General features: G+C 74.1%; 19 protein-coding genes. 5 read left to right on the top strand and 14 right to left on the bottom strand.

What is annotated here, in order from left to right; all coding sequences use genetic code 11:
- The 3 genes from KSF81_RS24350 to KSF81_RS24360 form a co-directional block, all read right to left on the bottom strand.
- Nucleotides 1-1398: a sensor histidine kinase gene (locus KSF81_RS24350; RefSeq protein ID WP_217381169.1), complete on the bottom strand. Its 1398-nt coding sequence runs from the start codon at nucleotides 1396-1398 to the stop codon at nucleotides 1-3.
- A gap of 197 nt (nucleotides 1399-1595) precedes the next feature.
- Nucleotides 1596-2279, bottom strand: a complete 684-nt coding sequence (locus KSF81_RS24355) for a response regulator transcription factor (RefSeq protein WP_217381170.1) — start codon at nucleotides 2277-2279, stop codon at nucleotides 1596-1598.
- Nucleotides 2279-2599 (bottom strand): PepSY domain-containing protein, encoded by a 321-nt coding sequence (locus tag KSF81_RS24360; protein ID WP_217381171.1) that lies wholly within the window; start codon nucleotides 2597-2599, stop codon nucleotides 2279-2281. Before KSF81_RS24360 ends, KSF81_RS24355 begins: the two co-directional genes overlap by 1 nt.
- A 133-nt stretch (nucleotides 2600-2732) precedes the next feature.
- On the opposite strand from KSF81_RS24360, the gene KSF81_RS24365 reads away from it, so the two are divergent.
- The 4 genes from KSF81_RS24365 (at nucleotide 2733) to KSF81_RS24380 (ending at nucleotide 7772) form a co-directional block, all read left to right on the top strand.
- On the top strand, nucleotides 2733-3272 hold the full coding sequence (locus KSF81_RS24365) for a PepSY domain-containing protein (protein WP_217381172.1): 540 nt from the start codon (nucleotides 2733-2735) through the stop codon (nucleotides 3270-3272).
- 122 nt (nucleotides 3273-3394) lie between these two features.
- Complete coding sequence (locus KSF81_RS24370) at nucleotides 3395-3835, top strand: cytochrome b (RefSeq protein WP_217381173.1); 441 nt, start codon at nucleotides 3395-3397, stop codon at nucleotides 3833-3835.
- An 86-nt stretch (nucleotides 3836-3921) separates the two neighbouring features.
- Nucleotides 3922-5613, top strand: a complete 1692-nt coding sequence (locus KSF81_RS24375) for a Na/Pi cotransporter family protein (protein ID WP_305801254.1) — start codon at nucleotides 3922-3924, stop codon at nucleotides 5611-5613.
- A 56-nt stretch (nucleotides 5614-5669) separates the two neighbouring features.
- Nucleotides 5670-7772 (top strand): 3-hydroxyacyl-CoA dehydrogenase NAD-binding domain-containing protein, encoded by a 2103-nt coding sequence (locus KSF81_RS24380; protein WP_217381175.1) that lies wholly within the window; start codon nucleotides 5670-5672, stop codon nucleotides 7770-7772.
- Here KSF81_RS24380 and KSF81_RS24385 read toward each other — a convergent pair.
- Genes KSF81_RS24385 through KSF81_RS31680 form a run of 7 tightly spaced genes read right to left on the bottom strand, consistent with a single transcriptional unit; the run spans nucleotide 7679 to nucleotide 15528 of the window.
- A complete protein-coding gene (locus KSF81_RS24385; protein WP_217381176.1) occupies nucleotides 7679-8623 on the bottom strand; it encodes a sterol desaturase family protein in 945 nt (314 codons plus the stop codon). The two genes, KSF81_RS24380 and KSF81_RS24385, sit on opposite strands and share 94 nt — an antisense overlap.
- 19 nt (nucleotides 8624-8642) lie before the next feature.
- Nucleotides 8643-9131, bottom strand: coding sequence for a hypothetical protein (locus tag KSF81_RS24390; RefSeq protein ID WP_254453722.1), 489 nt, complete (start codon nucleotides 9129-9131; stop codon nucleotides 8643-8645).
- Between the two features lie 56 nt (nucleotides 9132-9187).
- Nucleotides 9188-10201: a hypothetical protein gene (locus KSF81_RS24395; RefSeq protein WP_217381177.1), complete on the bottom strand. Its 1014-nt coding sequence runs from the start codon at nucleotides 10199-10201 to the stop codon at nucleotides 9188-9190.
- The gene (locus KSF81_RS24400) at nucleotides 10198-10659 is read right to left on the bottom strand and encodes a cytochrome c (RefSeq protein ID WP_217381178.1); all 462 of its coding nucleotides are present in this window, start codon (nucleotides 10657-10659) and stop codon (nucleotides 10198-10200) included. The genes KSF81_RS24395 and KSF81_RS24400 overlap by 4 nt, the downstream gene beginning before the upstream one ends.
- Entirely contained in the window at nucleotides 10656-11183 is a 528-nt protein-coding gene (locus KSF81_RS24405) for a DUF3341 domain-containing protein (protein WP_217381179.1), read from the bottom strand. Before KSF81_RS24405 ends, KSF81_RS24400 begins: the two co-directional genes overlap by 4 nt.
- A complete protein-coding gene (nrfD, locus tag KSF81_RS24410; protein WP_217381180.1) occupies nucleotides 11180-12703 on the bottom strand; it encodes an NrfD/PsrC family molybdoenzyme membrane anchor subunit in 1524 nt (507 codons plus the stop codon). The genes KSF81_RS24405 and nrfD overlap by 4 nt, the downstream gene beginning before the upstream one ends.
- On the bottom strand, nucleotides 12700-15528 hold the full coding sequence (locus tag KSF81_RS31680; RefSeq protein ID WP_217381181.1) for a 4Fe-4S dicluster domain-containing protein: 2829 nt from the start codon (nucleotides 15526-15528) through the stop codon (nucleotides 12700-12702). Before KSF81_RS31680 ends, nrfD begins: the two co-directional genes overlap by 4 nt.
- A 275-nt stretch (nucleotides 15529-15803) precedes the next feature.
- On the opposite strand from KSF81_RS31680, the gene KSF81_RS24420 reads away from it, so the two are divergent.
- Nucleotides 15804-16262 (top strand): cytochrome c family protein, encoded by a 459-nt coding sequence (locus tag KSF81_RS24420; RefSeq protein ID WP_217381182.1) that lies wholly within the window; start codon nucleotides 15804-15806, stop codon nucleotides 16260-16262.
- An 11-nt stretch (nucleotides 16263-16273) separates the two neighbouring features.
- Here KSF81_RS24420 and KSF81_RS24430 read toward each other — a convergent pair whose 3' ends face one another.
- The 4 genes from KSF81_RS24430 to KSF81_RS24445 are packed head-to-tail and all read right to left on the bottom strand — an operon-like array spanning nucleotide 16274 to nucleotide 21676.
- Complete coding sequence (locus KSF81_RS24430; RefSeq protein WP_254453723.1) at nucleotides 16274-19225, bottom strand: cbb3-type cytochrome c oxidase subunit I; 2952 nt, start codon at nucleotides 19223-19225, stop codon at nucleotides 16274-16276.
- The gene (locus KSF81_RS24435) at nucleotides 19225-20205 is read right to left on the bottom strand and encodes a c-type cytochrome (RefSeq protein WP_217381184.1); all 981 of its coding nucleotides are present in this window, start codon (nucleotides 20203-20205) and stop codon (nucleotides 19225-19227) included. Before KSF81_RS24435 ends, KSF81_RS24430 begins: the two co-directional genes overlap by 1 nt.
- The gene (locus tag KSF81_RS24440; protein WP_217381185.1) at nucleotides 20202-20951 is read right to left on the bottom strand and encodes a cytochrome c oxidase assembly protein; all 750 of its coding nucleotides are present in this window, start codon (nucleotides 20949-20951) and stop codon (nucleotides 20202-20204) included. The genes KSF81_RS24435 and KSF81_RS24440 overlap by 4 nt, the downstream gene beginning before the upstream one ends.
- 56 nt (nucleotides 20952-21007) lie before the next feature.
- Nucleotides 21008-21676, bottom strand: coding sequence for a cytochrome c3 family protein (locus tag KSF81_RS24445; protein ID WP_217381186.1), 669 nt, complete (start codon nucleotides 21674-21676; stop codon nucleotides 21008-21010).
- Between the last annotated feature and the right edge of the window lie 118 nt (nucleotides 21677-21794).

Consider the following 21794-nt stretch of genomic DNA (forward strand, 5'->3'; position numbering starts at 1 on the left):
TCAACCGGCCGAGGGCGCGGGTGCCGGTCCCGCACGGCGCCAGGACCGCCGGAGCCCCCCGTCGGCACCCTGCTCGGCAGCCGGCAGTTCCAGCATGGCGAGCGTGCCGCCGAGGCCGGCGCCGCGGCCGAGCGTAAGCCGCCCGCCATGCAGCGCGGCCAGGTCGGCGGCGATGGCGAGGCCGAGCCCGGCGCCCGGCCGGGCCTCGTCGAGCCGCACGCCCCGGTCCAGCGCCGCCTCCGCCTGCTCCGGCGGCAGGCCGGGGCCGTCATCCTCCACCGCCACCGCCACGCTGCGGCCGGAGGGATGGACCCGCACCTCCACCCGTGCGGCGGCCCATTTGCAGGCATTCTCCATCAGGTTGCCGATCATCTCGATCAGGTCCTGCCGGTCGGCGCGGACGCGCAGCCCGGCATCGCCCTGCACGGCGATCCCGATGCCCTCCTCCGCCCGCAGGCGCCGCAGGGCGGCGGCGACCTCCTCGGCGGCGGCGAGCGGCGAGGCGCTGGCCGCCGCGGCCCCGGCCAGCGCGGCGGAGCGCGCCCGCGCCAAGTGGTGCTGCACGATCCGCTCGATCTCCAGGGATTGCGCGCGCGCGATCCGCACCTGCGGGTCGGGCTGGTCCAGCGCATTCCGCAGCACGGCCACGGGGGTCTTCAGCGCATGCGCCAGGTTGCCGACATGGGCGCGCGCCCGCTCCACCGTCGCGCGGTTCTGCGCGATCAGCGCATCCACCTCCTCCACGAGAGGCGCGATCTCGGCCGGCGCGACGAGGGCCAGCCGGTCACGCTCCCCCGCCCGCACTGCCGCCAGCGCCCGCTGCGCCGCGCGCAGCGGCCGCATGGCCCAGACCACCTGCGCCGCCAGCCCGCCGACGAGGCCCGCCCCGAGCAGGACGAAGGCCAGGGCGAGGCCGCGATGCAGCCGTGCCACCTCCTGCTCCGTCGCCTCCCGCGACACACCCACCTGGACGAACAAGGGCCCCGCCGCGTCCGGAATCTCGACGCGACGCTCCAGCAGCCGGAGGTTCTCGCCGCGCGGGCCGGGGGCGTCCCGGGCCACCATGCCGCCCTCGCCCGTGCCGGCGGGCGGTGGCAGGCCGGAATCCCAGAGCGAGCGGGAGGTGGCCACGCCTCCCGGTCCGGTCACCTGCCAGTAGCGGCCGGAAAGCGGCCTTTCGAATTCCGGGTCGGGCAGCGGCCGGTCGAGGCGTGGCCTTCCTGCCGCATCCACCGCCGCCGCGGCGACGACCGCGTCGAGCATGGTCGAGAGCCGTGCATCCGCGGCCTGCTCGATGTGGCGCTCGGCGAGGCCGGAGACGAACCAGCCCGCAAAGCCGAGGCCCACCGCGACCCAGAGCGAGGCGAGCAGCGCGACGCGGCGGGTCAGCGAGCCCATGGCGGCAGTGCCTGGAGCGGATCGCCGCAGGGCGGCATCGCCCGAAGGCGTGAATCTGCCCTGAAAGCAATGAGGCAGAGCATTTACCGTGACCCTTGTGAACGGAAAATGCTCTAGAGCAGATCGCCGCAGGGCGGAACCGCCCGGAGGCGTGAATCTGCTCTACACACAACAGCCTACAGCGGCGTGCCGAACCATCAATTCGGCACGCCGCTGTAGCCCGGACCCGACGCCAGCCGATAGCCCTGGCCGCGCACCGTCTCGATCAACCCCTCGCCGAGCTTCCGCCGCAGCCGGGCCACGATGACCTCCAGCGTGTTGCTGTCGCGGTCGAAATCCTGCGCGTAGAGATGCTCGGTCAGCTCGGTCTTGGAGACCGGCCGCCCGGCATGATGCGCGAGATAGGCGAGCAGCCCGTATTCCAGCGCGGTCAGCCGCACCGGCAGGCCCTCCAGCGTCACGCCACGCGCGGCGGTGTCTATGCGCAGCCTTCCCAGCACGATCTCCGGCCGCGCCAGCCCATGCGCCCGGCGGATCAGGGCCTGCAGGCGCGCGATCAGCTCGGCCATGACGAAGGGCTTGGCCAGGTAGTCGTCGGCGCCGGCGTTCAGCCCTTCCACCTTCTCGGTCCAGGCATCCCGGGCGGTCAGGATCAGCACCGGCATGCGCCGCCCCGCCGCGCGCCAGCGCCGCAGCACGGAAAGCCCGTCCAGCCGCGGCAGGCCGAGATCGAGCACGACGGCATCGTAGGGCTCCGTCTCACCGAGGAACAGCGCCTCCTCCCCGTCCGGGGCCTGGTCCACGGCGAAGCCCGCCTGCGCGAGTGCGGCGCGGAGCTGTCCGGCAAGCGCCTCGCTGTCCTCCACCACCAGCACCCGCATCAGCGCCGCTCCTGGGCCGGCCCCTTGCTCCGCAGCACCGCGGCGGTGGCGGCATCCACCTCCAGCTCGAAGACCCGCCCGCTCGGTGGCAGCAGCTTCAGCTCATAGACCCAGCGGCCGTCCTCGCGGTCGAGATCGACCTCGATCACCCGGCCGATATAGCGGCGCTCGATCTCGGCCAGGATCTCGGCAAGCGGCCGGATCTCGCCGGCGGCCAGCGCCGCCCGGGCGCGCTCCTGGTCGTCGTTGTCACGGGCCGCGGCCGGGCGGATGGCGAGGGCCGCCAGGCAGGCGGCAAGGAGGGCGGGTCTGCGCTGCATGGTGGTCCCGATACGCCTCGCAAGCTGAACGCCGGCTGAACCGCCGGCTCAGCGCCGGTTCAGCCTGGCCCGGCCAGGATGCCCCCATCGCAACCCGGCGGCCACCCCGCCGCCGCAAACAGGAGAACAGGTCATGACGGGCATCGAGGAGTCCATGGTGAAGCTGGCGCTGGCCATCGCCCTCTGCGGCCTCATCCCCGCAGGCGCTGCGCTGGCCTCGGAGCGGGCGCGGGAGGCCGCCGGGGGCCAGCGCCTCGCCGGCACCATCGGGGAGATACGCGGCGAGCGGCTGGTGCTTGTCACCGAACAGGGCGGCCGCGTCACGGTGGATGCCGAACGCTGTGCCGCCGCCGCCACGGTCGGCGAGAAGGTGGAATTCACCGGCCACCCGGAGCGGGATGGGGAATTCGAGGCCCGCAGCATGACCCGCCCCGGCGGCGCCGTCCTGGCCTGCGACGACGATCGCCGCGACGACCGCCACCGGCTGGCCGCGGCGGCGCCGGTGGATGCCGCGGCGGCCATCGAGGCCGCCCGCCGCGCCGGCTATCCGCGCGTGACCGATCTGGAATGGGAGCGCGGCGCCTGGAAGCTCCGGACGGCGGATGCCGATGGCCGTGCGGCGCGGCTGATGGTGGATGGCTGGACCGGCCAGCTCTCCACCCGGCAGCGCTAGGGCCGTGCCATGACCGGCACGGCGCCAGGCAGCCCCGGCTACGATGCCGGCGCCCGCCTGCTGCATTGGGCCTCGGCCGCGGCGATCGTCGCGGCCTTCCTGCTCGGGCTCGCGATGGGGGATTGCCGCGCGGGCCGCTGCGCGACCTCGGGCGGGAGGCGCATTACTCGCTAGGTGTCCTCGCGCTCGGCCTGGCGGTGCTCCGCCTGGCCTGGCGCGCGGTCCGGCCCCTGCCGGGGCCGCTGCCGGGCACGCCGCGCTGGCAGCATGGTGCCGCGCGCCTCATGCATGGGGCCCTGCTCCTCACGGCCCTGGCCGTGCCGGCCGCCGGCCTGCTGGACCGCTGGGCGCGCGGGCGGCCGGTATCCGTCTTCGGCGGCCTGCCGCTGCCGCCGCCCTTTCCCATACCGGGCGGCCGGCTCTGGGGCGAAGCGCATGAGGCGCTGGCCTGGAGCCTCGCCGCGCTCCTGGCCGTGCATCTCCTGGCCGTGGCCTGGCATGTCCTCGTGCTGCACGATGGGACATTCCGGCGTATGCTCGGGCAATCCTGCCGGTTGGGTTGAGGCCGGCAGGTTGTCGCAGGGGAGGTCGGACCGGGCATGGCTGAGGCACGGCTGCTGCTGGGAATTGGCGGGGGGAAGCGGCGCTGCTGCTCTGGGGCCTGCACATGGTGCAGAGCGGGGTGCAGCGCGCCTTCGGCAGCCGGCTGCGCCAGGCGCTGGGCGTCGCGCTCGGCGGCCAGTTGCGCGCCCTGCTGGCCGGGCTCGGCGTCACCGCGCTGCTGCAGAGCAGCACGGCGACGGCGCTGATGGTCGGCTCCTTCGCCGCCGCCGGCGCGGTGGCGCTGGCGCCGGCGCTGGCCGCCATGCTGGGCGCCAATGTCGGCACGGCGCTGATCGTCCAGCTCCTGTCCTTCGATGTCACGGCCGTGTTTCCGGCGCTGGTGCTGGCCGGCGTCATCGCCTTCCGCCGCGCCACCCGCACGCGCAGCCGCGACCTCGGCCGGGTGGCGATCGGCCTCGGGCTGATGCTGCTCGCCCTGCACCTGATGCTGGAGAGCATGGCGCCGGTCGAGGCCTCGCCGACGCTGCGCGCCCTGCTCGGCATGGTGGCGGACCAGCCGCTGCCGAACCTGCTGCTGGCCGCCGCCATTGCCTGGGCGGCGCATTCCAGCGTGGCCGCGGTGCTCTTCGTGGCCTCGCTGGCCGGCAGCGGCGTGGTGGAGCCGCAGGCGGCGCTCGCCATGGTGGTCGGCGCCAATCTCGGCAGCGCGCTGAACCCGTTGTTCGAGGCCGGGGGCGATGCGCGGGACCGGGCGCGGCTGCGGGTGCCGCTCGGCAACCTGCTCAACCGGATCATCGGCTGCGCCCTGGCCCTGGCGCTGCTGCCGCAGGCGGTGGCCTGGCTCGCGGCCCTCGATCCGGTGCCGGCGCGGCTGGTGGCGAATGCGCATTTCGCCTTCAACCTGGCGACGGCGGCGCTCGCCCTGCCGCTGCTGCCGGCCCTCGCCCGGCTGCTGACCCTCGTGCTGCCCGACCGCAGCCCCGATGCCGATGAAGGGGCGCCACGCTACCTGGACGAGGCGGCGCTCCGCACGCCCTCCGTCGCGCTGGCGAATGCGGCGCGGGAGGTCCTGCGCATGGCCGATGCGGTGGAGGCGATGCTGAAGGGCTCGGCCGAGGCTTTCCGCGGCACCGACCGCGACGCCGCCCGCGCGGTGGCGCGCATGGATGACGTGGTGGACCGGCTGCACCGCGCCGTGCATGCCTATCTCGCGCGCGTCCCGCGCGAGAGCCTGGGCGACGAGGAGGGCCGGCGGCTGGCCGAGATCCAGGCCTTCGCCATCGCGCTCGAACATGCGGCGGATGTGGTGGAGCGCGACCTGGTGCGGCACGCCGCCAAGCGGATGCGGCGCGGCCTGGCGCTGGGCCCGGGCGAGGCGCAGGAACTCGCGGTGCTGCATGCCACGCTGCTGGAGCAGCTCCGCCTCGCCGTCGCGGTCTTCATGCTGGAGGATGCCGAGGCGGCGCGGCGGCTGGTGCGGGGCAAGGAAGCGCTGCGCACCGCCGAGCGCGACGCGGCGCAGCGGCTCGCCGAGTCCGGGGCGCTGCCGGCCGGGGCGGGCGGCGCGGCCTCCGGCCTGCTGCTGGACGCGGTACGCGACCTCCGGCGCGTCGGCGCGCATCTGGCTTCCGCCGCGCATCCGCTGCTGGAACGGCGCGGCGAATTGCTGCCGAGCCGCCTGGCTGCCGAGGCCGAGCCGCTGGATGCCGGCGATCCCCTGACCGAAGCCGGGGAGGCCACCGGCCGCGCCGGGCCGCAGGGTTGCGGAATCACCTGAAGGCGGCAAAGCTCGGCCGAGCGGCATGGCAGGCCCATCGGGGAGGAATGACGGGAATGGCGGATGATACGGTGGTGCGGTTCGAGGTCCAGGATGGGATCGGCGTCATCACGGTCGATTATCCGCCGGTCAATGCGCTCGGCCCTGGTGTCGGCGAGGGCATCGTCGCCGCCGTGGAGCAGGGCGAGGCGGATCCCGCGGTCGCCGCCATGGTGCTGATGGGCGCCGGGCGCAGCTTCATCGCCGGCGCCGATATCCGCCGCTTCGGCAAGCCGCGCGCGACGCCGAAGCGCCGCAGCTATGATGCGCTGGAGGCCAGCAGCAAGCCCGTCGTCGCCGCCATCCACGGCTATGCGCTGGGCGGCGGGCTGGAGAACGCACTCTGCTGCCACTACCGCATCGCCGTTCCCGGCGCCAAGGTGGGGCTGCCGGAGGTGCTGATCGGCATCCTGCCCGGCGGCGGCGGCACCCAGCGCCTGCCACGGCTGATCGGCCCGAAAGCGGCGCTGGAGATGATCGTCAGCGGCCGCCATGTTCCGGCGCCGGAGGCGAAGGCGCTCGGCATCATCGACGAGATCGTCGAGGGCAGGGATCTGCGCGCCGAGGCCATTGCCTATGCCAAACGCATCGCCACCCTCCGGCCCCTGCCGCGGGTGCGCGACATGACCGTGAAACAGGCCGATCCCGGCCTCTTCGACACCATGCGCCAATCCATCGCCCGCAGGGCGCGCAACCAGAAGGCGCCCTACCACTGCATCGCCGCGGTCGAGGCGGCGGTGACGCAGCCCTTCGAGGAGGGTCTCCGCACCGAGCGCCGGCTGTTCGAGGAGCTGGAGAATTCCGAGGAGGCGCGGGCGCTGCGCTACGCCTTCTTCGCCGAGCGCGAGGTGGCCCGCCTCCCCTTCCTGCCGAAGGACCTGCCGCTGCCGGAGATCAGGACCGCCGCCGTAGTCGGCGCCGGCACCATGGGCGGCGGCATCGCCATGAGCTTCGCCGACCACGGCATCCCGGTGAAGCTGCTGGATGCCTCGCCCGAGGCGCTGGCCCGCGGCATGGGGCGCATCCGCGACAACTACGCCGTCAGCGTGAAGCGCGGCAGCCTCGCCCAGGCGGAGATGGATCGCCGCCTGCCGCTGATCGAACCGGTGGAGAGCTACGAGGCGATCTCCGATTGCGACGTGGTGATTGAGGCGGTCTTCGAGCAATTGCCGGTGAAGCAGGAGATCTTCGCGAAGCTGGACGCCGCCATGAAGCCCGGCGCGCTGCTGCTCTCCAATACCTCGGCCCTCGATATCGACGCGATCGCGGCGGTCACGCGCCGCCCGGAAGCGGTGGCCGGCGCGCATTTCTTCGCGCCCGCCAATGTGATGAAGCTGCTGGAGGTGGTGGAGGGCGCGAAGACCGCGCCCGCGACCCTGGCGGCGGCGATGAAGCTCGGCCGCGCCATCGGCAAGATCAGCGCCTATGCCGGGAATTGCGATGGCTTCGTCGCCAACCGCAGCCGCGTGCCCTTCAACATCGAGCAGGGGCTGATGGTCGAGGAGGGTGCGCTGCCCGAGCAGATCGACAAGGTGATGGTCGATTTCGGCTACCCGATGGGTCCCTTCGCGGTGAACGACATGTCGGGGCTCGATGTCAGCTACCAGACCCGCAAGCGCCGCGCCGCGGCCGACCCGAATTACCGCGGGCTGCCGATCCCGGACCGGCTGGTGGAGATGGGCCGCAAGGGCCAGAAGACCGGCGCCGGCTGGTACCGCTACGAGAAGGGCGACCGCACCCCGCATGTGGACCCGGAGACCCACCGGATCATCCGGGAGGTCGCCGCCGGCATGGGGATCGAGCAGCGCAGCTTCACGGATCAGGAGATCCTGCAACGGCTGCTGTTTTCCTCGGTGAACGAGGCCTGCAAGATCCTGGAGGAAGGCAAGGCCCTGCGCGCCAGCGACATCGACGTGATGTGGCTGAACGGCTTCGGCTTCCCGCGCTACCGCGGTGGGCTGATGTTCTGGGCGGATGGCATCGGCGCGCGGGAGATCTACAACCAGATCGCCGCATGGCACCAGCGCTACGGCGCGCGCTGGAGGCCAGCCGAGCTCCTGCGGCGCCTGGCGGAGAGCGGCGGCTCGCTGCGCGAGGCGCAATCGCCGAAATCCCGCTGACCGGCCGGGAACACGAAGCTCGGCGGCTGCCGCGCGAAGGGCATCGCCAGCAGCCGCGGCAGCGTGACCGCGGCCGGGTCCCGCCAGGCCGGGACGCCGATGGTCACGCGCTCCTGCGGCACATCGAGCCGCAGCGTGCGGTGCAGCCGATCCCAGAGCGTCAGGCCGCTCGACCAGTTGGAATCGGTCTCCGCCTGCACGACCGAGTGGTGGATGCCATGCATCCGCGGCGTGACGATGAAGGGCACCAGCCGCCGCTCCAGCCGGGCCGGCAGCCGCAGATTGGAGTGGTGGAAGAGGATCGAGGCGAAGAGCAGCGTCTGCCAGACCGAAAGCGCCCGCGGCCCGACCCCGAGCAGCGCCACCTGCGCCGCCCGCCAGGGCACCGAGACCGCCATTTCCGCGCAATGGAAACGCAGCGCCGTGGTCGCGCTCAGGTCGAGATCGGCATGGTGCACGACATGCAGGCGCCAGAGGAACGGCACGCGATGCGTCAGCACGTGCCAGAGATAGAGGGTGTAGTCCATCAGCGCCGCGGCCAGCGGCACCTCCAGCCAGCGCGGCAGCCGCAACCATTGCAGCAGGCCGAAGCGCCGGCGCTCCACCGCCCGCGCCAGTGGCTCGACCACCGGCTTCTCCAGCACCTGCAAGGTCGCCGCGCTCAACGCCGCCACCGCCAGGTTGCGCAGGTCGCGGCGGAGCTTCGGCTCCACCGGCCGGCGCAGCGGGCGCCGCGTCTCCGCGACGACCAGCGCGGCGAAGGCGCCAAGCACCAGGGCGCCGCTCAGCCATCCCGGAATGCGCCGCGAGCCGGCCGTGCCGCGGCGGGTCCGGGCGGCATGGCGCCTCACCGGACGATCCCCGCTCCCGTCACGCGGCCGCCGCCCGGAGCGCGGCTTCGGCGCGGAGGTCGCCCCCGGCGGCCTGCTCCACCGGCCTGAAATCGCCGCGCAGCGCCTTCAATGCGGTGCGTTCGCGGTTGATCTCCTGCGCGGTCCGCACGCCGCGCCTGCGGAAGAAGGGCACCGGCGGGCACCACCCCTGCAAGGCGTGCTGCAGCAGGAAGGCGGTGACCGCCATCGGCAGGGCGAGGAAGCGCCGGTCGGCGAAGATGCCGAGCAGGGTGCCACCGAGCGCGAGCGTCGCCGCATTGGTCTCCAGCGTCCGTTCGATATCCCATTCCGCATCAAGCTCGCGCAGGCGATGGTCGATCCGGTCCGGGTGCCCGGCATGGAAGCGGATGCTACGCTCGATCTCCGCTGCGATGCGGCGGTTGATCGCCTCGGGGGTATGCCGCGCCACGCGGGTCGCCGTGGCGGGCAATATCCGGCGCTCCATGCGGGCCTCCAGCGGCATCATGCCATCCCAGAACCGGCCCGGGCGGTCCGGGTTCCGGCCGGGCCGGCGGCCACTGCTCATGCCCCGGCGCGCGCCACGAGCCCCTCCCGCCACCAGGCCAGCCAGGCGGCGCCGAGCCCGGCCAGCATCGCCGCATCCAGCCAGGCGGGCGGCAGGGCCAGCGGCGCATCGGGCCGCACCACCCACCAGAGATGCGCGGCGTGCTGCACCAGCAGCAGGGCGCAGACCAGGCCCATGCGCCAGGGCCCGTGCCGCGGCGGCGCGGCCAGCAGGATCGCCGCCAGCAGCGCCGGCACGGCGAGGCCGAGGCCCATCCAGGCCCAGCCGCCCCGCATCCGGCGCAGGTACCAGCCAGCCTCCGCCGGCAGATCCGCCATCCACACCACGATGTACTGGGTGAACCAGAGCCAGAGCACCGCCAGCGCCAGGGTGAGCAGCGCCCGTTCCAGCCCCACCATCGACTCCTCCCGGGACGGCGTGCCACGGGCCAGGGCGGTGAGGGTTGCCGCGGCCAGCGCCCCCGCCAGCCCCTCCACCCAGGCAGCGATGCCTTGCAGGCTGCCGAACCAGGCCGGATCGCGGGAGAGCGACCAGTCCTGCGCCGCCAGGGTGACGCTCGGCAGCAGCAGCGCGAAGACCAGGGCCGAGAGGCGCCGGTCCGGCCGCCCCGGCCGCGCCAGCAGCCAGGCCAGCCCGATCCAGAGCGCCAGGAAACCCGCCGCGCGCAGCCGGAAGGGCCAGGGCTGCAACCACAGGGCGCGCGGCCCCTCCAGCACCGCCCCGCCGCCCGGCCCGGCCCAGGGGTAGAGCTGCGCCAGACCGAGCAGCACCGGCACGGCCATCACCGCCAGCAGCGGCATGGTGCGCGCCGCGGCCTCCAGCGGCCCGCGCACCGGCCGCAGCCATTCCTCCTTGAGCAGATGGCCGATCGCCAGTGCCCCGAGCGAGCCGAGCGCCAGGCTGGCCCAGAACAGGAAGGCGAAGAGCCAGGCCTCCAGCAGCGCCGGCCCGCCGAAAGCCGCCAGGGCGGCCGCGGCGAGCGCCAGCAGCAGCAGCGCGCCGGCCCTCATGGCGCGGCGACTTCGAGCCGGCCGACGAAATGCGCGATGGCCCAGCGATCCGCCGGCGCGATGCGGTCCTCGAAGGGATGCGCGCCGGCCAGGTTGGTGGCCATCGCGGCCATGCTGCGCCCGGGCGCGGTGCCGGCGATGGCGGCTGGCCGGGGGAAGCCGCGCACCACCACGGGGCCGTCGCCCTCGCCACCCGGGCCATGGCAGGGCGCGCAGAAGATGGCGAAGCGCGCTGCCCCGCGCCGCAGCAGCGCCGCATCCACGGGCGGGCCGGGCGGGGCGAGGGCGGCGCGGCGCGCGGCCTCGCCCTGCGCCACGGCGCCGGGCGGCGGCGCGGCGGGCGGCGGGGAGGGCGTGCTGGCCGGCCAGCCGTCGCAGCCGGCGAGCAGCAGCAGGCCGGAGGCGGCCACCAACCGCCAGGCCTGGCGGCGGCACCGGATGGACTCCCGGCGCCTCATTTCTCCGGCACCTCGCTGACCCGCAGCGGCGAGAGGCCGTGCAGGAAACGCGCCGTCGCTTCCGGCCGGAAACGCGGGTCGCGGGAGGAGAGGAACAGGAAGAAGCGGTCCTCGCTCGCCCGGCCGAAACCCGGCACGGCGAAGACCGGGTGGTGCAGCCGCGGCAAGCGGTTCAGCGCCAACATGCCGAGCAGCGCCGCCGCCGCCGCCCAGAGGATGGCGACGATGGTGGTGGCGGGCAGGAAGGCTGGCCAGGCATGCAGCGGCCGGCCGCCGACATTGATGGGGTAGTCGTGCACGCTCAGCCAGTATTGCGTGCCATAGGACAGCGCGGCGCCGCAGAGCCCGGCGCCGATCGCGATCCAGGCCACCGGCCCGCCATGCGCATCGAGCAGCTCCGCGGCCTCGGGCAGGGGATAGGGCGCATAGGCGTCCATCCGGCGCCAGCCGGCGGCACGGGCGGCGCGCAGCGCCCGCAGCAGCGCCTCGGCCTCCTGGAATTCGGCCATGAGGCCGGCGCTCATGGCACGTCCTTCCCGCTTTCCTCGTGCCGCGTCTCGAACATCGACACGACCGGGAGGAAGCGCGCAAACAGCAGCATCAGCAGCACGAAGAGCCCGACCGCGCCGAGCAGCAGCGTCCATTCCGGCACGGTCGGCGCATAGAGCGGCCCGCTGCGCGGCAGGTGGTCCCGCAGCAGCCCGCCGGCGATGAGCGAGAAGCGGTCGAGCCAGACGCCCGCCGCCGCGGCGATGCCGATCGCCACGGCAGCCGGCGCGCTGCGCCGCAGCGCCGGCAGCCAGAGCAGTTGCGGCACCACCACCACCAGCGCCACGCTGCCCCAGTAGAGCCCGGCATAGGGGCCGAAGACGCGCGCGACCATGCCCAGCCGCGTGGCCGCATCCTCCAGCCAGGCGGTCATCAGCTCATCCGCGTAGAGCCAGCCGCAGCCGAGCGCGGCGGCGGCGGTAAGCCGTGCCAGCAGGTCCATGTCGGCGTCGTCGATGTAGCGTTGCAGGCCCAGCGTCTCGCGCAGCACGACGGCCAGCGCCAGCACCACCCCGAGGCCGGAGGGGATGCCGGTGGCCACCACATGCAGCGGCAGCCGCGCCTGGTGCCAGTCCGGCACCAGGGTGGTGGCGAATTCCAGCGCCACGATGGTCTGGGCCGAGACCAGCATCGGCAGCACCAGCGCCGCCACCAGCCGATAGGCCGCCTGGTGCCGCGCCCAGTGCCGCACCGAGCCGCGCCAGCCCAGCGCCGCCAGCCCATAGGCCTGCGCCGTCAGGTGCCGGCCATGCAGCGCCGCGCGGTCGCGCATGGTGGCGAGGTCGGGGATCAGCCCGGTGTACCAGAACAGGCCGGTCACCACGAGGTGCGACATGATGCCCCAGAAGTCCCAGATCAGCGTGCTGCGGAATTGCGGCCAGACCTGGAAGCTCGCGGGATAGGCCAGCACCCAGTAGAACAGCCAGGGCCGGCCGAGATGCAGCACCGGATAGAGCGCCGCGGCCGCGACGGCGGCCAGCGCCGCGGCCTCGGCGAAGCGGTTGATCGCAGTGCGCAGCCCGTGCCGGCGCAGCACCAGCACCACCGCGACCAGGCTCGCCGCATTGGCGATGCCGATCAGCCAGACATAGTTGATGAGGTCGAAACCCCAGACGAAGGGGATGTTGGTGCCCCAGAGCCCGGTGCCGGTGAGCAGCAGCGCCACCGCCGCATAGGCCAGCAGCAGGGTGCCCGCCGTGGCGGCGGCCAGCCCCAGGGTGAAGCGCCAGCCGAAATCCCGCCGCAGCGGGATGACGGCGACGGGGCGGGTATCGATGGCATCACTCGCGGGTTCCGCCGCCCAGCCGCTCTCCGCCGCCGGAGTGACGGCGCGCGGGGCTGGCATGCGGCGCGGCCGCGGGGCATCGACACGGCGCCGCCGCGGGGCCGCAGCCGCCCAGGCCAGCAAGGCCGTGCCGGCCGCCGCGAGGCCAAGATCGAGCACGGCGCGCCAGCCCTGGCCGCGGCGCGGCGCGCCGGCCGGGCCGCCACTCACCCCGCATCCCCTGGCGGCAGGCCAGCCGCGCCCGCGCCGCCCGGCGCATCCTGCGGCGCGGCGACGCGGGCGAGGTAGGTGGTGCGCGGGCGGGTATCGAGGCCGCCGAGCAGCGCGTAGTTGCGCCCCTCCCGCTTGGCGCGGGAAACGGCGGTATCGGGGTCGTTCACATCGCCGAAGGTGATGGCGCGGGTCGGGCAGGCGCGCTGGCAGGCGGTCTCCACCTCGCCGTCGCGGATCGGCCGGCCCTGCATCCCCGCCTCCGTGCGCGCGGCGGCGATGCGGTGCTGGCAATAGGTGCATTTCTCGATCACGCCGCGCGGCCGCAGCGGCACATCCGGGTTGCGCACCGCCACCGCGCCCTCCTGCCGCGCATAGCCGAACCAGTTGAAGCGCCGCACCTTGTAGGGGCAGTTGTTGGAGCAGGTCCGGGTGCCGATGCAGCGCGGATAGATCATGAGGTTCAGCCCCTCATTGTCGTGCACCGTGGCATTGACCGGGCAGACCACCTCGCAGGGCGCCTTCTCGCAATGCATGCAGGGTACGGGCTGGAAGGCGGCACGGCCATCCGCCTCGGCATAGCGGTCCACGCGCAGCCAGTGCATCTCCCGGCCGCGCGCCACCTCCTCCGGCCCGACCACGGGCGTGTTGTTCTCGGCCTGGCAGGCGATGACGCAGGCATTGCAGCCGATGCAGGCATCGAGATCCACCGCCATGCCCCAGGCCTGGCCGGGGTATTCCCAGTCCGGGTAGAGCGAGCGCGGCGGCGGCAAGGGTGGGATGGCCTCGCCCGGCACCACGCTCCGCACCGGCGGCTCCCGCCCTTCCAGGGCATGGTGATGCGCGGTGGTGATCACCCCGCCGCGCCCGCCGGTGGGCCGCAGGACGAGGCCCGGCACCACCCAGGGCGCGTCGGCGGGGCGCAACCGATAGGCGTCGAAGCCGGTGCGGCCGGGCACGCCGCCCGCCACCAGCCTGCCGCCGCCGAGCGGCAGGGTCACCACCCCCGCTGCCTGGCCGGGCATGACCAGCACCGGCGCCCGCACCGCCCGGCCGCGCAGCGAGAACTCCACCTCATCCCCATCCGCCAGGCCCAGCGCCGTCGCATCCGCCGGCGCGAGCAGCGCGGCATTGCCCCAGGCCTGCTTGGTGATCGGCCGCGGCAATTCCTGCAGCCAGGCATTCGGCGCGAATTCGCCACCCCGGAGATGCGGGTCGGGCGCGAAGAGCGCGACCAGCCCCGTGGCGGCTGGCGCGGGCGGCCCGGGGTCGAAGCCCGCCCGCGGGCGCACCGGGCGTGCCGGCGCCGCCGTGCCCGGCAGCACCCCCGCCTCCAGGGCGGCGAGCCATTCCGCCTCCCCGAGGTTCCAGGTGCCGCGCACCAGCGTTTCGCCGTCCGGCGCCACCCCGGCCAGGCTGGCCAGGATCTCCTCGGCCGAACGCGCCGCCGGCACCAGCGGCAGGCAGGCGGGCTGGCGGATGGCGGCGGTGCCGTCCGGGGCGCGGGCATCGCCCCAGGATTCCAGCGGGTGCTTCAGCGGCAGGTGCCAGGCGCTGAGCAGCGCCGTCTCATCGACATGGAGCCCCGCATGCACCGAGACCGGCACGCGGGCGAGCAGCGCCGCGAAATCCAGACCGGCCGGCGCGTCATATGCCGGATTGGCGTCGAGGATCAGCAGCCCCCTCACCTCCCCCGCCACCATCGCGGCGGCCAGGGCCTGGAGCGAGGCGCCGCACTCCTCCGGCCGCGCCATCACCGGCGCCAGGTGCCGCACCGTGCCGCCGATGGCGCCTAGCGCCGCGTTCATCGCCTGCGCCAGCGCATGCACCGCCGGCGCCTGGCCACGCCCTGCCGCCACCAGCGCCGCCGGGCCGGCCTGGCGCAGCGCGGCGGCGATCGGCGCGGCATCGGGGTGGCCGGCGCCGGCCGGGATCACGCCGAGTTCGGCGGCCACCGCGCGCACCAGGGCCTCGATCCCCTCCGGCCGCAGCGCCAGGCGGCGATCGGCCTTGGCGCCGGTCAGGCTTGGCGTCGATTCCGCCACGATGAGCACCGGCAGCCGCCCCGATGCCCGCCCCGCCGCCCGCGCTGCCGACCAGTCCCGCGCATGGCGCAATTGCGCCGGCCCCTCGCCCAGCAGGTCGGCGCCGAGGGCGAGCACGGTGGCGGCGCGCGAGAGGTCGTGCAGGGTGGCCACCGGCTCGCCGAAGGCCAGCAGCGCCCCGGCCAGCGCGGCATCCTCGGCCAAAGGCGACCACTGGTGCCAGCGCGCGCCGGGATGCGCCGCCAGCACCGCCGCGATCAGCCGCGCCGTGGTGGGGGAAGCGATGGGGCCGGTCAGCAGCCGCAACCCCTCCCCGCCCGGTGTCGCCGCGGCCAGTGCCGCCAGCGCGGCCTCGGGCGCAGGCGCCGCGCGCGGGATGCGCCCGCCCTGGCGGATATGGCGGGAACGCGCGGGGTCGTGCAGCGAGAGCACCGCCGCTTCCAGGAAGACATCCGTGGCGCCGAGGCTGCCGGGATGCGCGGGATTGCCCTCGATCTTCACCGGATGCCCGGCGCGGGTCCGCGCCAGCACGCCGCGGCCGATGCCCTCCAGCTCCAGCACCGTGGCATAGCGGCGCTCCTCCGCGGCCACGCCACGCGGGCGGGCGTAGAGCGGGTCGCCGAATTCCTCCGGCCCCGGGTCGCAGCCCGCCGCCGCGGCGAGGGCGAGCGAGGCGCCCGCCGCGCGCAGCACCGAGCGACGGTCCGGCGGCGGCAGGGTCCAGGGCAGCGGCGGCTCATCCAGGGGCGCGGGCCGCCCGTCCCGGCGCTCCGCGGTCACGCGCGCGGTCCGGCGCGGCCTGGGCCGCCCGGTCGTCCGAAGGCGCAGCCGGAGGGCGTGAATCGGCCGGCAAGATACAAGCCTGCCCCGCTGGGGCCGAAGGCGGAGTCCTGCATCATGGCTGGGCTCTCCGAACGCCATTGCGGGCCGGGGCGGGATGGCCATGGTCCCGAGGTTGCTACGCCGGGCGCGCCGCGATGGTTCCCGGCCGCGCAACCCGGCGCCCCGCCGCCACGTTGGCGGGCCATCCATGACGGGAGGCTGCCCTGGGTGGCATGGCGCGGCGCGGTGGTGCCTGGACGGCGGCCCTGCTGGCGCTCGCCGCCTGCGGCGAGGCGGAGGTGCCGCCGCATCTCCGGGTTGCCGGCGGCACGCCGGAGCGCGGCCGCTCCGTGATCCTGGAGCATGGCTGCGGCGCCTGCCATGTGATCCCGGGCGTGCCGGGCGCGGTCTCCTGGGTCGGGCCGCCGCTCGGCGAATGGGCCAGGCGCGGCTATGTCGCCGGCCGGCTGCCCAATGCGCCGGAGAACCTGGTGGCCTGGCTGCGCGACCCGCAGGCGATCTCCCCCGGCTCGGCCATGCCCGATACCGGACTGACCGAGGCCGAGGCACGCGATGCCGCCGCCTTCCTCTATACCCTGGGCGCGGCAGGGGTGCCGCCGGTGCCGGCCGGCATGCCGCTCGGCCCTGGCGAGGGTGGGCCTCGTGCGGAGGCGCGACTCCGGCCGCGATAGGCCCGGGCCTTTCAGCCGCAGGGCGGCAGGACCAGGGCGGGGACCGCCTGGAACAGCACCGCCAGCCCGGCCAGCACCGCCGTGGCGGCGGTGAACCAGCGGGTGAAGCGGGGTTCCGTCTCGCCGCCCTCGTCCAGCGGTCCCTCCAGCCTGGAGAAGGCCGGGCGCAGCACCAGGCCGAGCCCGGCCAGGGCCAGGAGGGTGAAGCCCGCCACCAGCGCCGGCACCCAGGGTAGGCCCAGCAGCCTGGTGCCCGCCAAGCCGCGTTCGCAGGCCACGGCATTGGTGGCGTAGATCGCGCCGAAATGCCCGGCCCAGATCGCCAGGCCGGCCACGGAGAGCAGCACCTCCAGCACCGGGCGGGCGCGGCGCCCCGGCGCACCCCGGCCTTGGGCGCCGCCGCTCATGCCAGCAGCCTCGGGAAGCCGTGCGTCAGCGCCAGCCCCACCATGCCCTGCCCCGCCGTATAGCCCCAGAAGAGCAGCGTATTGTCCATGGTCAGCCGCCGCTGCCCGTCGAGCTTGCCGGCCAGGGAGCGCGCCAGCGTATAGAGCGACATCAGCAGCGCGACCGCCACGTGGAATCCCTGCCAGGCAAACAGCGTCCAGCAGGCGGCGCCATAGGCATGGGTGGTCGGCCGCACCCCGCCCTGCCACAGCGCCCAGCCATCGATCACGGCACCGGCCAGGAAGAGCAGCGAGGCCAGGAAAAGCACGCCGCGCACCACCCAGCGCCCGCGCCGCCCGAGGGCCCGCGCCGCCCCCCCAGAGCACCAGCGCCCCCGCCGCGTAGAGGCCAAGCGCCAGCAGGCCCCAGCCCGCCACCGGCAGCCCCTGGCTGGGCGGCGGCCACATCGCGTCGCCATTCACCAGCCACAGGAACAGGTAGGTGCCGAGCAGGCAGGCATAGCCGGTGCCCATCACCAGCATCAGCGTGACCACCGCCCACCAGGAGGTGGTGACGGCGCCGGTGGCATGGGTCGGCAGCCGGTAGCCATCGCCGATATCCACGGTTTGCGGGCCGAGCGGGCCGGGATCGCTGCCATGCCAGAGCCAGCCGATGAAGCCGCCAAGCGTCACCAGCCCCGCCACCGCCGCCACGATCATCAGCGGCACGGTCAGGGCGAAGAAGAAGGCGCAGGTGCCGAGCGCCGCCACCACGTGCCCCCAGCCCGGCTGGGGCAGCGCCGCGACATATTGCGGCAGCGCCTCGGCCGGGCTGGTGACCAGCGCCTCGCGCCGGCCGGTGGCGGTGAAGGGCAGGTAATGGCCGCCGGCATCCACCTGGCGCGACAATCCGGGCTCGTCCCAGAGCGGATAGCGGCTGCGCACGCGGGGGATGCTGCGCGGGCCGTAATTCGCGTTGTTCAGCCATTCCAGCGTGCCGGCCCGCCAGGGATTCTGCTCGCCTTCGCCCTGGCCCGATCCGCCGACCCGGAAGTTCAGCGCCACATCCGCCAGCAGCACCGCCGCGCCCACCGCCACCATCGCCGCGCCGGCCGAGGAGAGCGCGTTCCACAACTCCAGCCCCATTCCGGCGGGATAGGTGTAGATGCGCCGCGGCATGCCCATCAGCCCGCTGACATGCATGGGGAAGAAGGTGAGGTTGGTGCCGAGGAAGAAGAGCCAGAAGGCCCAGGTGCCGAGCCGCTCCGACAGCGGCTGCCCGATGGCCGGCGCCCAGTAATAGAGCGCCGCCAGCAGCGGGAAGACCATGCCGCCGATCAGCACGTAATGCAGATGCGCCACGATGAAATAGGTGTCGTGCGCCTGCCAGTCGAAGGGCGTGACCGAGACCATCACCCCGGTCAGCCCGCCGATCACGAAGATGAACAGGAAGCCGAAGACGAAAAGCGTCGGCACCTTGCGCTGCACCCGCCGGCCGGCGGCGAAGGTGGCGATCCAGGCGAAGACCTGCAGCCCCGAGGGAATCGAGACGGCGAAGCCCGCCGCCGCGAAGAAGGCCAGGCTCAGTGCCGGGATGCCCGTGGCGTACATGTGGTGCACCCAGAGCCCGAAGCTGAGGAAGCCGGTGCCGACCAGCGCCATCACCACCAGCCCATGCGCCAGCAGCGGCACGCCCGCCATGGCCGGCACGATCATCGAGACCATGCCCGCCGCCGGCAGGAAGATCACATAGACCTCCGGGTGGCCGAAGAACCAGAACAGGTGCTGCCAGAGCAGCGGGTCGCCGCCGCGCTCGGGCAGGAAGAAGGGCCAGCCGAAGGCGCGTTCCAGTTCCAGCAGGGTGCTGGCCACGATGACGGCGGGGAAGGCGAAGATCACCATCGCCGCGAAGACCAGGATCGCCCAGGCGAAGATCGGCATGCGGCCGAGCGTCAGGCCCGGCGCGCGGCAGCGCAGGATGCCGACGATGAGCTCGATCGCCCCGGCGATGGCCGAGATCTCGATGAAGCCGATGCCCAGCAGATACATGTCGGTATTGATGCCGGGCGAATTCTCCTTGCTGGTCAGCGGCGGGTACATGAACCAGCCGCCATCCGGCGCGGCGCCGAAGAAGAGGCTGGTGAAGAAGCTCAAGCCGCCGATCGCGTAGATCATCCAGGCATAGGCGCCGAGCCGCGGGAAGGGCAGTTCCCGCGCGCCCAGCATGGCGGGCAGCAGGGTGACCGCCACCGCCTCCACCGCCGGCACGGCGAAGAGGAACATCATCACCGTGCCATGCATGGTGAAGAGCTGGTTGAAGGTGGCGGCATCCACCAGGGTCAGGCCGGGGACGGCAAGCTGGGCGCGGATGAGCAGCGCCAGCACCCCGGCCAGCAGGAAGAACAGCAGCGCCGTGCCCACGAAAAGCGGGCCGATCAGGTTGTTGTTGAACTCCGTGAGCCGCGCGATGCCACGCGGCATCCGCCATGCCTCGCGCAGCCGCTCCAGCTCCTCCGGCGGGCGTGGCAGGGGGTTGGGCGTATCCTCGGCCTCGATGCGGGGGGTCGCGGTGTCCATCACCGCAGCCCCTCCAGCCAAGTCGCCACCGCCAGGAGGTCCGCCCCTTCCAGCGCCCTTCCGTAAGCGGGCATGCTGTTGCCGGGCTTGATGTCCTGGGCGCCGGCGATCCAGCCGGCCAGGGTGCCGTGGCGGTTCTCCAGCGCACCCGCCGCGAGCGAAAGGCGCGAGCCGACGCGCGACAGGTCGGGGCCGAGCCGCCCCTGCCATTCGGTGCCGCGCACCGCATGGCAGGCGCCGCAGCCGGCCTCGCCGAAGACCCGCATGCCGCGCGCCGCCTCGGGGCTGGCAGGCGGCGGCACGGGGGCGCGCTGGCGGGCGAGCCAGGCCTCGAATTCCGCGGGCTCCTGCACCACCGCCCAGAAGGCCATGAAGCTGTGCTGCAACCCGCAGAATTCGGCGCATTGGCCGCGCAGCGCGCCGGTGCGGCCGGCACGGAACCGCTGCCGGTTCACCCGGCCCGGGATCATGTCGATCTTGCCATGCAGGTTGGGCAGCCAGAGGCTATGGATCACATCGGCGGAGGAGACCAGCAGCTCCACCTCGCGGCCCACCGGCAGGCGGATCTCATTGGCGGTGACGGCGCCCTCCCCGGCATCCGGGTAGCGCACCTCCCACCAGTATTGCCGGCCGATCACCTCGATGCGCAGCGGCGCCGCCTCCGCCGGCAGCACCAGGGCGCGCGAGACGCCGAGGGTATGGACCAGCAGCGCGGCCAGGGTCGCGACCGGGAAGGCGATGCCGCCCAGCAGCACGAAGCGGTGCGAGCCCATGCCGCGCCGCAGCCGGGCGGGCGCCAGGATCGCCAGAGCCAGCAACCCCATCACCAGCAGGAAGATCGCGGTGCCGCCGCCGAACAGCAGCCAGGTGAGCCCGGCGATCCGCCCGGCCTGCTCGCCATAGGGATCGAGCGGCGTCTGCACCCCGGTGCAGGCGGCAAGCGCCAGCGGCAGGGCTGGCGCGACGGCACCCCGCCTCACGCGCGCGGCCGGGGCAGCGCCGTGTCGCGCAGGGCACGGGCGAGCGCGGGCAGGGACACGGCGGCGAAGGCGAGCCCGCCCGGCACCCACATCAACAGCCCGCCGAGCTGCTGGTCCTCCAGCGGCGTCAGGCCCCAGGCCAAGGTGGTCAGGCCATGCGGCGCGAAAAGCGGGCGCGGCGCGAAGGTCAGCAGCGCGCCGAGCGCGCCGGTCTGCGCCGCCGTGGCGAGGCCCGCCAGCAGCGCCATATCCGGCCGCGCCGCCACGCCCAGCAGCAAGCCTCGCCAGAGCCAGGCCGCGGTGCCGAGCAGGCTTGCCTGCATCGCCCAATAGGCCAGGTCGGAGCGGAAGGTGGCGGCATAGGGGCCCGGCAGGTGCCAGGCCCAGAGCGCCACCGCGAAGGCCCCCGCCGCCGCCGCCAGCCCGCCCGGCGAGGCCATCCAGCGCGGCCCCCGGAGGCCGAGCGCCAGCAACGGCGCCGCAGCCGTCAGCAGCACCAAGTGTTGGCCGACCCGCGCCGAGAACAGCGCCACCGACAGGTTGCAGAGCGGCGAGAGCAGCGCCGCGGCAAGCACGGCCCAGCCGGCGAACAGGATCCTGCGATCCCCGCCCCGCCCCGCCGGCCCCCAGGCCAGCAGCAGCCCGAGCAGCAGGGCGGCGATCAGCCAGGGGTCGAGGTTCCAGGCGACATCGCCGGGCGATGGTGGCACCCCGCAATAGGGTGTGGCAGGCGCGGCCTGCGGCATCCGTTGCCTCCCCGGGGTTGCCAGGCGCCCAACGCGCCGGCCGGCCTTGCGATCCCTCAGCGATGGCAGGTCGAGCAGCGGGTGAGGGCCGGGATCTCGACGCCGAAATGCTGCAGCCGCGGGGTCGCGGCGTCTGCGGGCGTTGGCTGCGAGGCGGAACCCGGCTGCCAGTCCCGGCTGAACACCGCCTCGGCCGGGCGCAGCCGGGGCGCGGGGTCGCGGTGGCAGCCCAGGCAGAAGGCCATGGAAAGAGTCTCTGCCTTCACGGTGCGCGGCATGGTCCAGACCTGCCCATGGCAGGACTCGCAGGCCACCCCCGCCGCGGTATGGGCCCCGTGGTGGAACCGCACATGCTCCGGCAGCCGGTGGACCGAGGCCCAGGGAACCGGTACCTGCAAAGCCAGCGCGGTCTCCAGCGGCGCGAATTGGGCCGCGACGTTCCAGACCTGGCGGTGGCAGCCGAGGCAGGTCTCGGCTGTCGGCATGCCGGCCGCCGCCTGGCGCTCCACCCCCGCATGGCAGAAGCGGCAATCGAGGCCGATCCCACCGGCATGGACGGCATGGCTGAAGGGGATGGGCTGCGGCGCGGCAACCCCCACCCGCCAGGCACGGTCGGACCGCACATAGACGAAACCCGCCGCGGCCGCCATCACCAGGGCACCGGCACCGAGGGCGAGTGCGACCCGCAGCCGCGCATCGGCGCGCGGTGAGAAAAGCTGCGGCATGCATCCCCGCTACGCTGACCCGGAACGGCAACGCGGCAGCACGGGCGAGGTTGAGGGGCCCGGCGCGGGCAGCGGCCGAAGCTCCGGGCTTCATGCGTCCGCAACCCGGAGGCGGACG

The sequence above is a fragment of the Siccirubricoccus sp. G192 genome (genome assembly GCF_019084075.1).
Taxonomy (GTDB): Bacteria; Pseudomonadota; Alphaproteobacteria; order Acetobacterales; family Acetobacteraceae; genus G192.

Coding starts and splice junctions, on each gene's coding strand:
- KSF81_RS24360 (WP_217381171.1), bottom strand. CDS start 2,599: ATGCAGCGCAGACCCGCCCTCCTTGCCGCCTGCCTGGCGGCCCTCGCC.
- KSF81_RS24350 (WP_217381169.1), bottom strand. CDS start 1,398: ATGGGCTCGCTGACCCGCCGCGTCGCGCTGCTCGCCTCGCTCTGGGTC.
- KSF81_RS24430 (WP_254453723.1), bottom strand. CDS start 19,225: ATGGACACCGCGACCCCCCGCATCGAGGCCGAGGATACGCCCAACCCC.
- KSF81_RS24355 (WP_217381170.1), bottom strand. CDS start 2,279: ATGCGGGTGCTGGTGGTGGAGGACAGCGAGGCGCTTGCCGGACAGCTC.
- KSF81_RS24390 (WP_254453722.1), bottom strand. CDS start 9,131: ATGATGCCGCTGGAGGCCCGCATGGAGCGCCGGATATTGCCCGCCACG.
- KSF81_RS24445 (WP_217381186.1), bottom strand. CDS start 21,676: ATGCCGCAGCTTTTCTCACCGCGCGCCGATGCGCGGCTGCGGGTCGCA.
- KSF81_RS24395 (WP_217381177.1), bottom strand. CDS start 10,201: ATGAGGGCCGGCGCGCTGCTGCTGCTGGCGCTCGCCGCGGCCGCCCTG.
- KSF81_RS24380 (WP_217381175.1), top strand. CDS start 5,670: ATGGCGGATGATACGGTGGTGCGGTTCGAGGTCCAGGATGGGATCGGC.
- KSF81_RS24400 (WP_217381178.1), bottom strand. CDS start 10,659: ATGAGGCGCCGGGAGTCCATCCGGTGCCGCCGCCAGGCCTGGCGGTTG.
- KSF81_RS24420 (WP_217381182.1), top strand. CDS start 15,804: ATGGCGCGGCGCGGTGGTGCCTGGACGGCGGCCCTGCTGGCGCTCGCC.
- KSF81_RS24440 (WP_217381185.1), bottom strand. CDS start 20,951: ATGCCGCAGGCCGCGCCTGCCACACCCTATTGCGGGGTGCCACCATCG.
- KSF81_RS24365 (WP_217381172.1), top strand. CDS start 2,733: ATGACGGGCATCGAGGAGTCCATGGTGAAGCTGGCGCTGGCCATCGCC.
- KSF81_RS24405 (WP_217381179.1), bottom strand. CDS start 11,183: ATGAGCGCCGGCCTCATGGCCGAATTCCAGGAGGCCGAGGCGCTGCTG.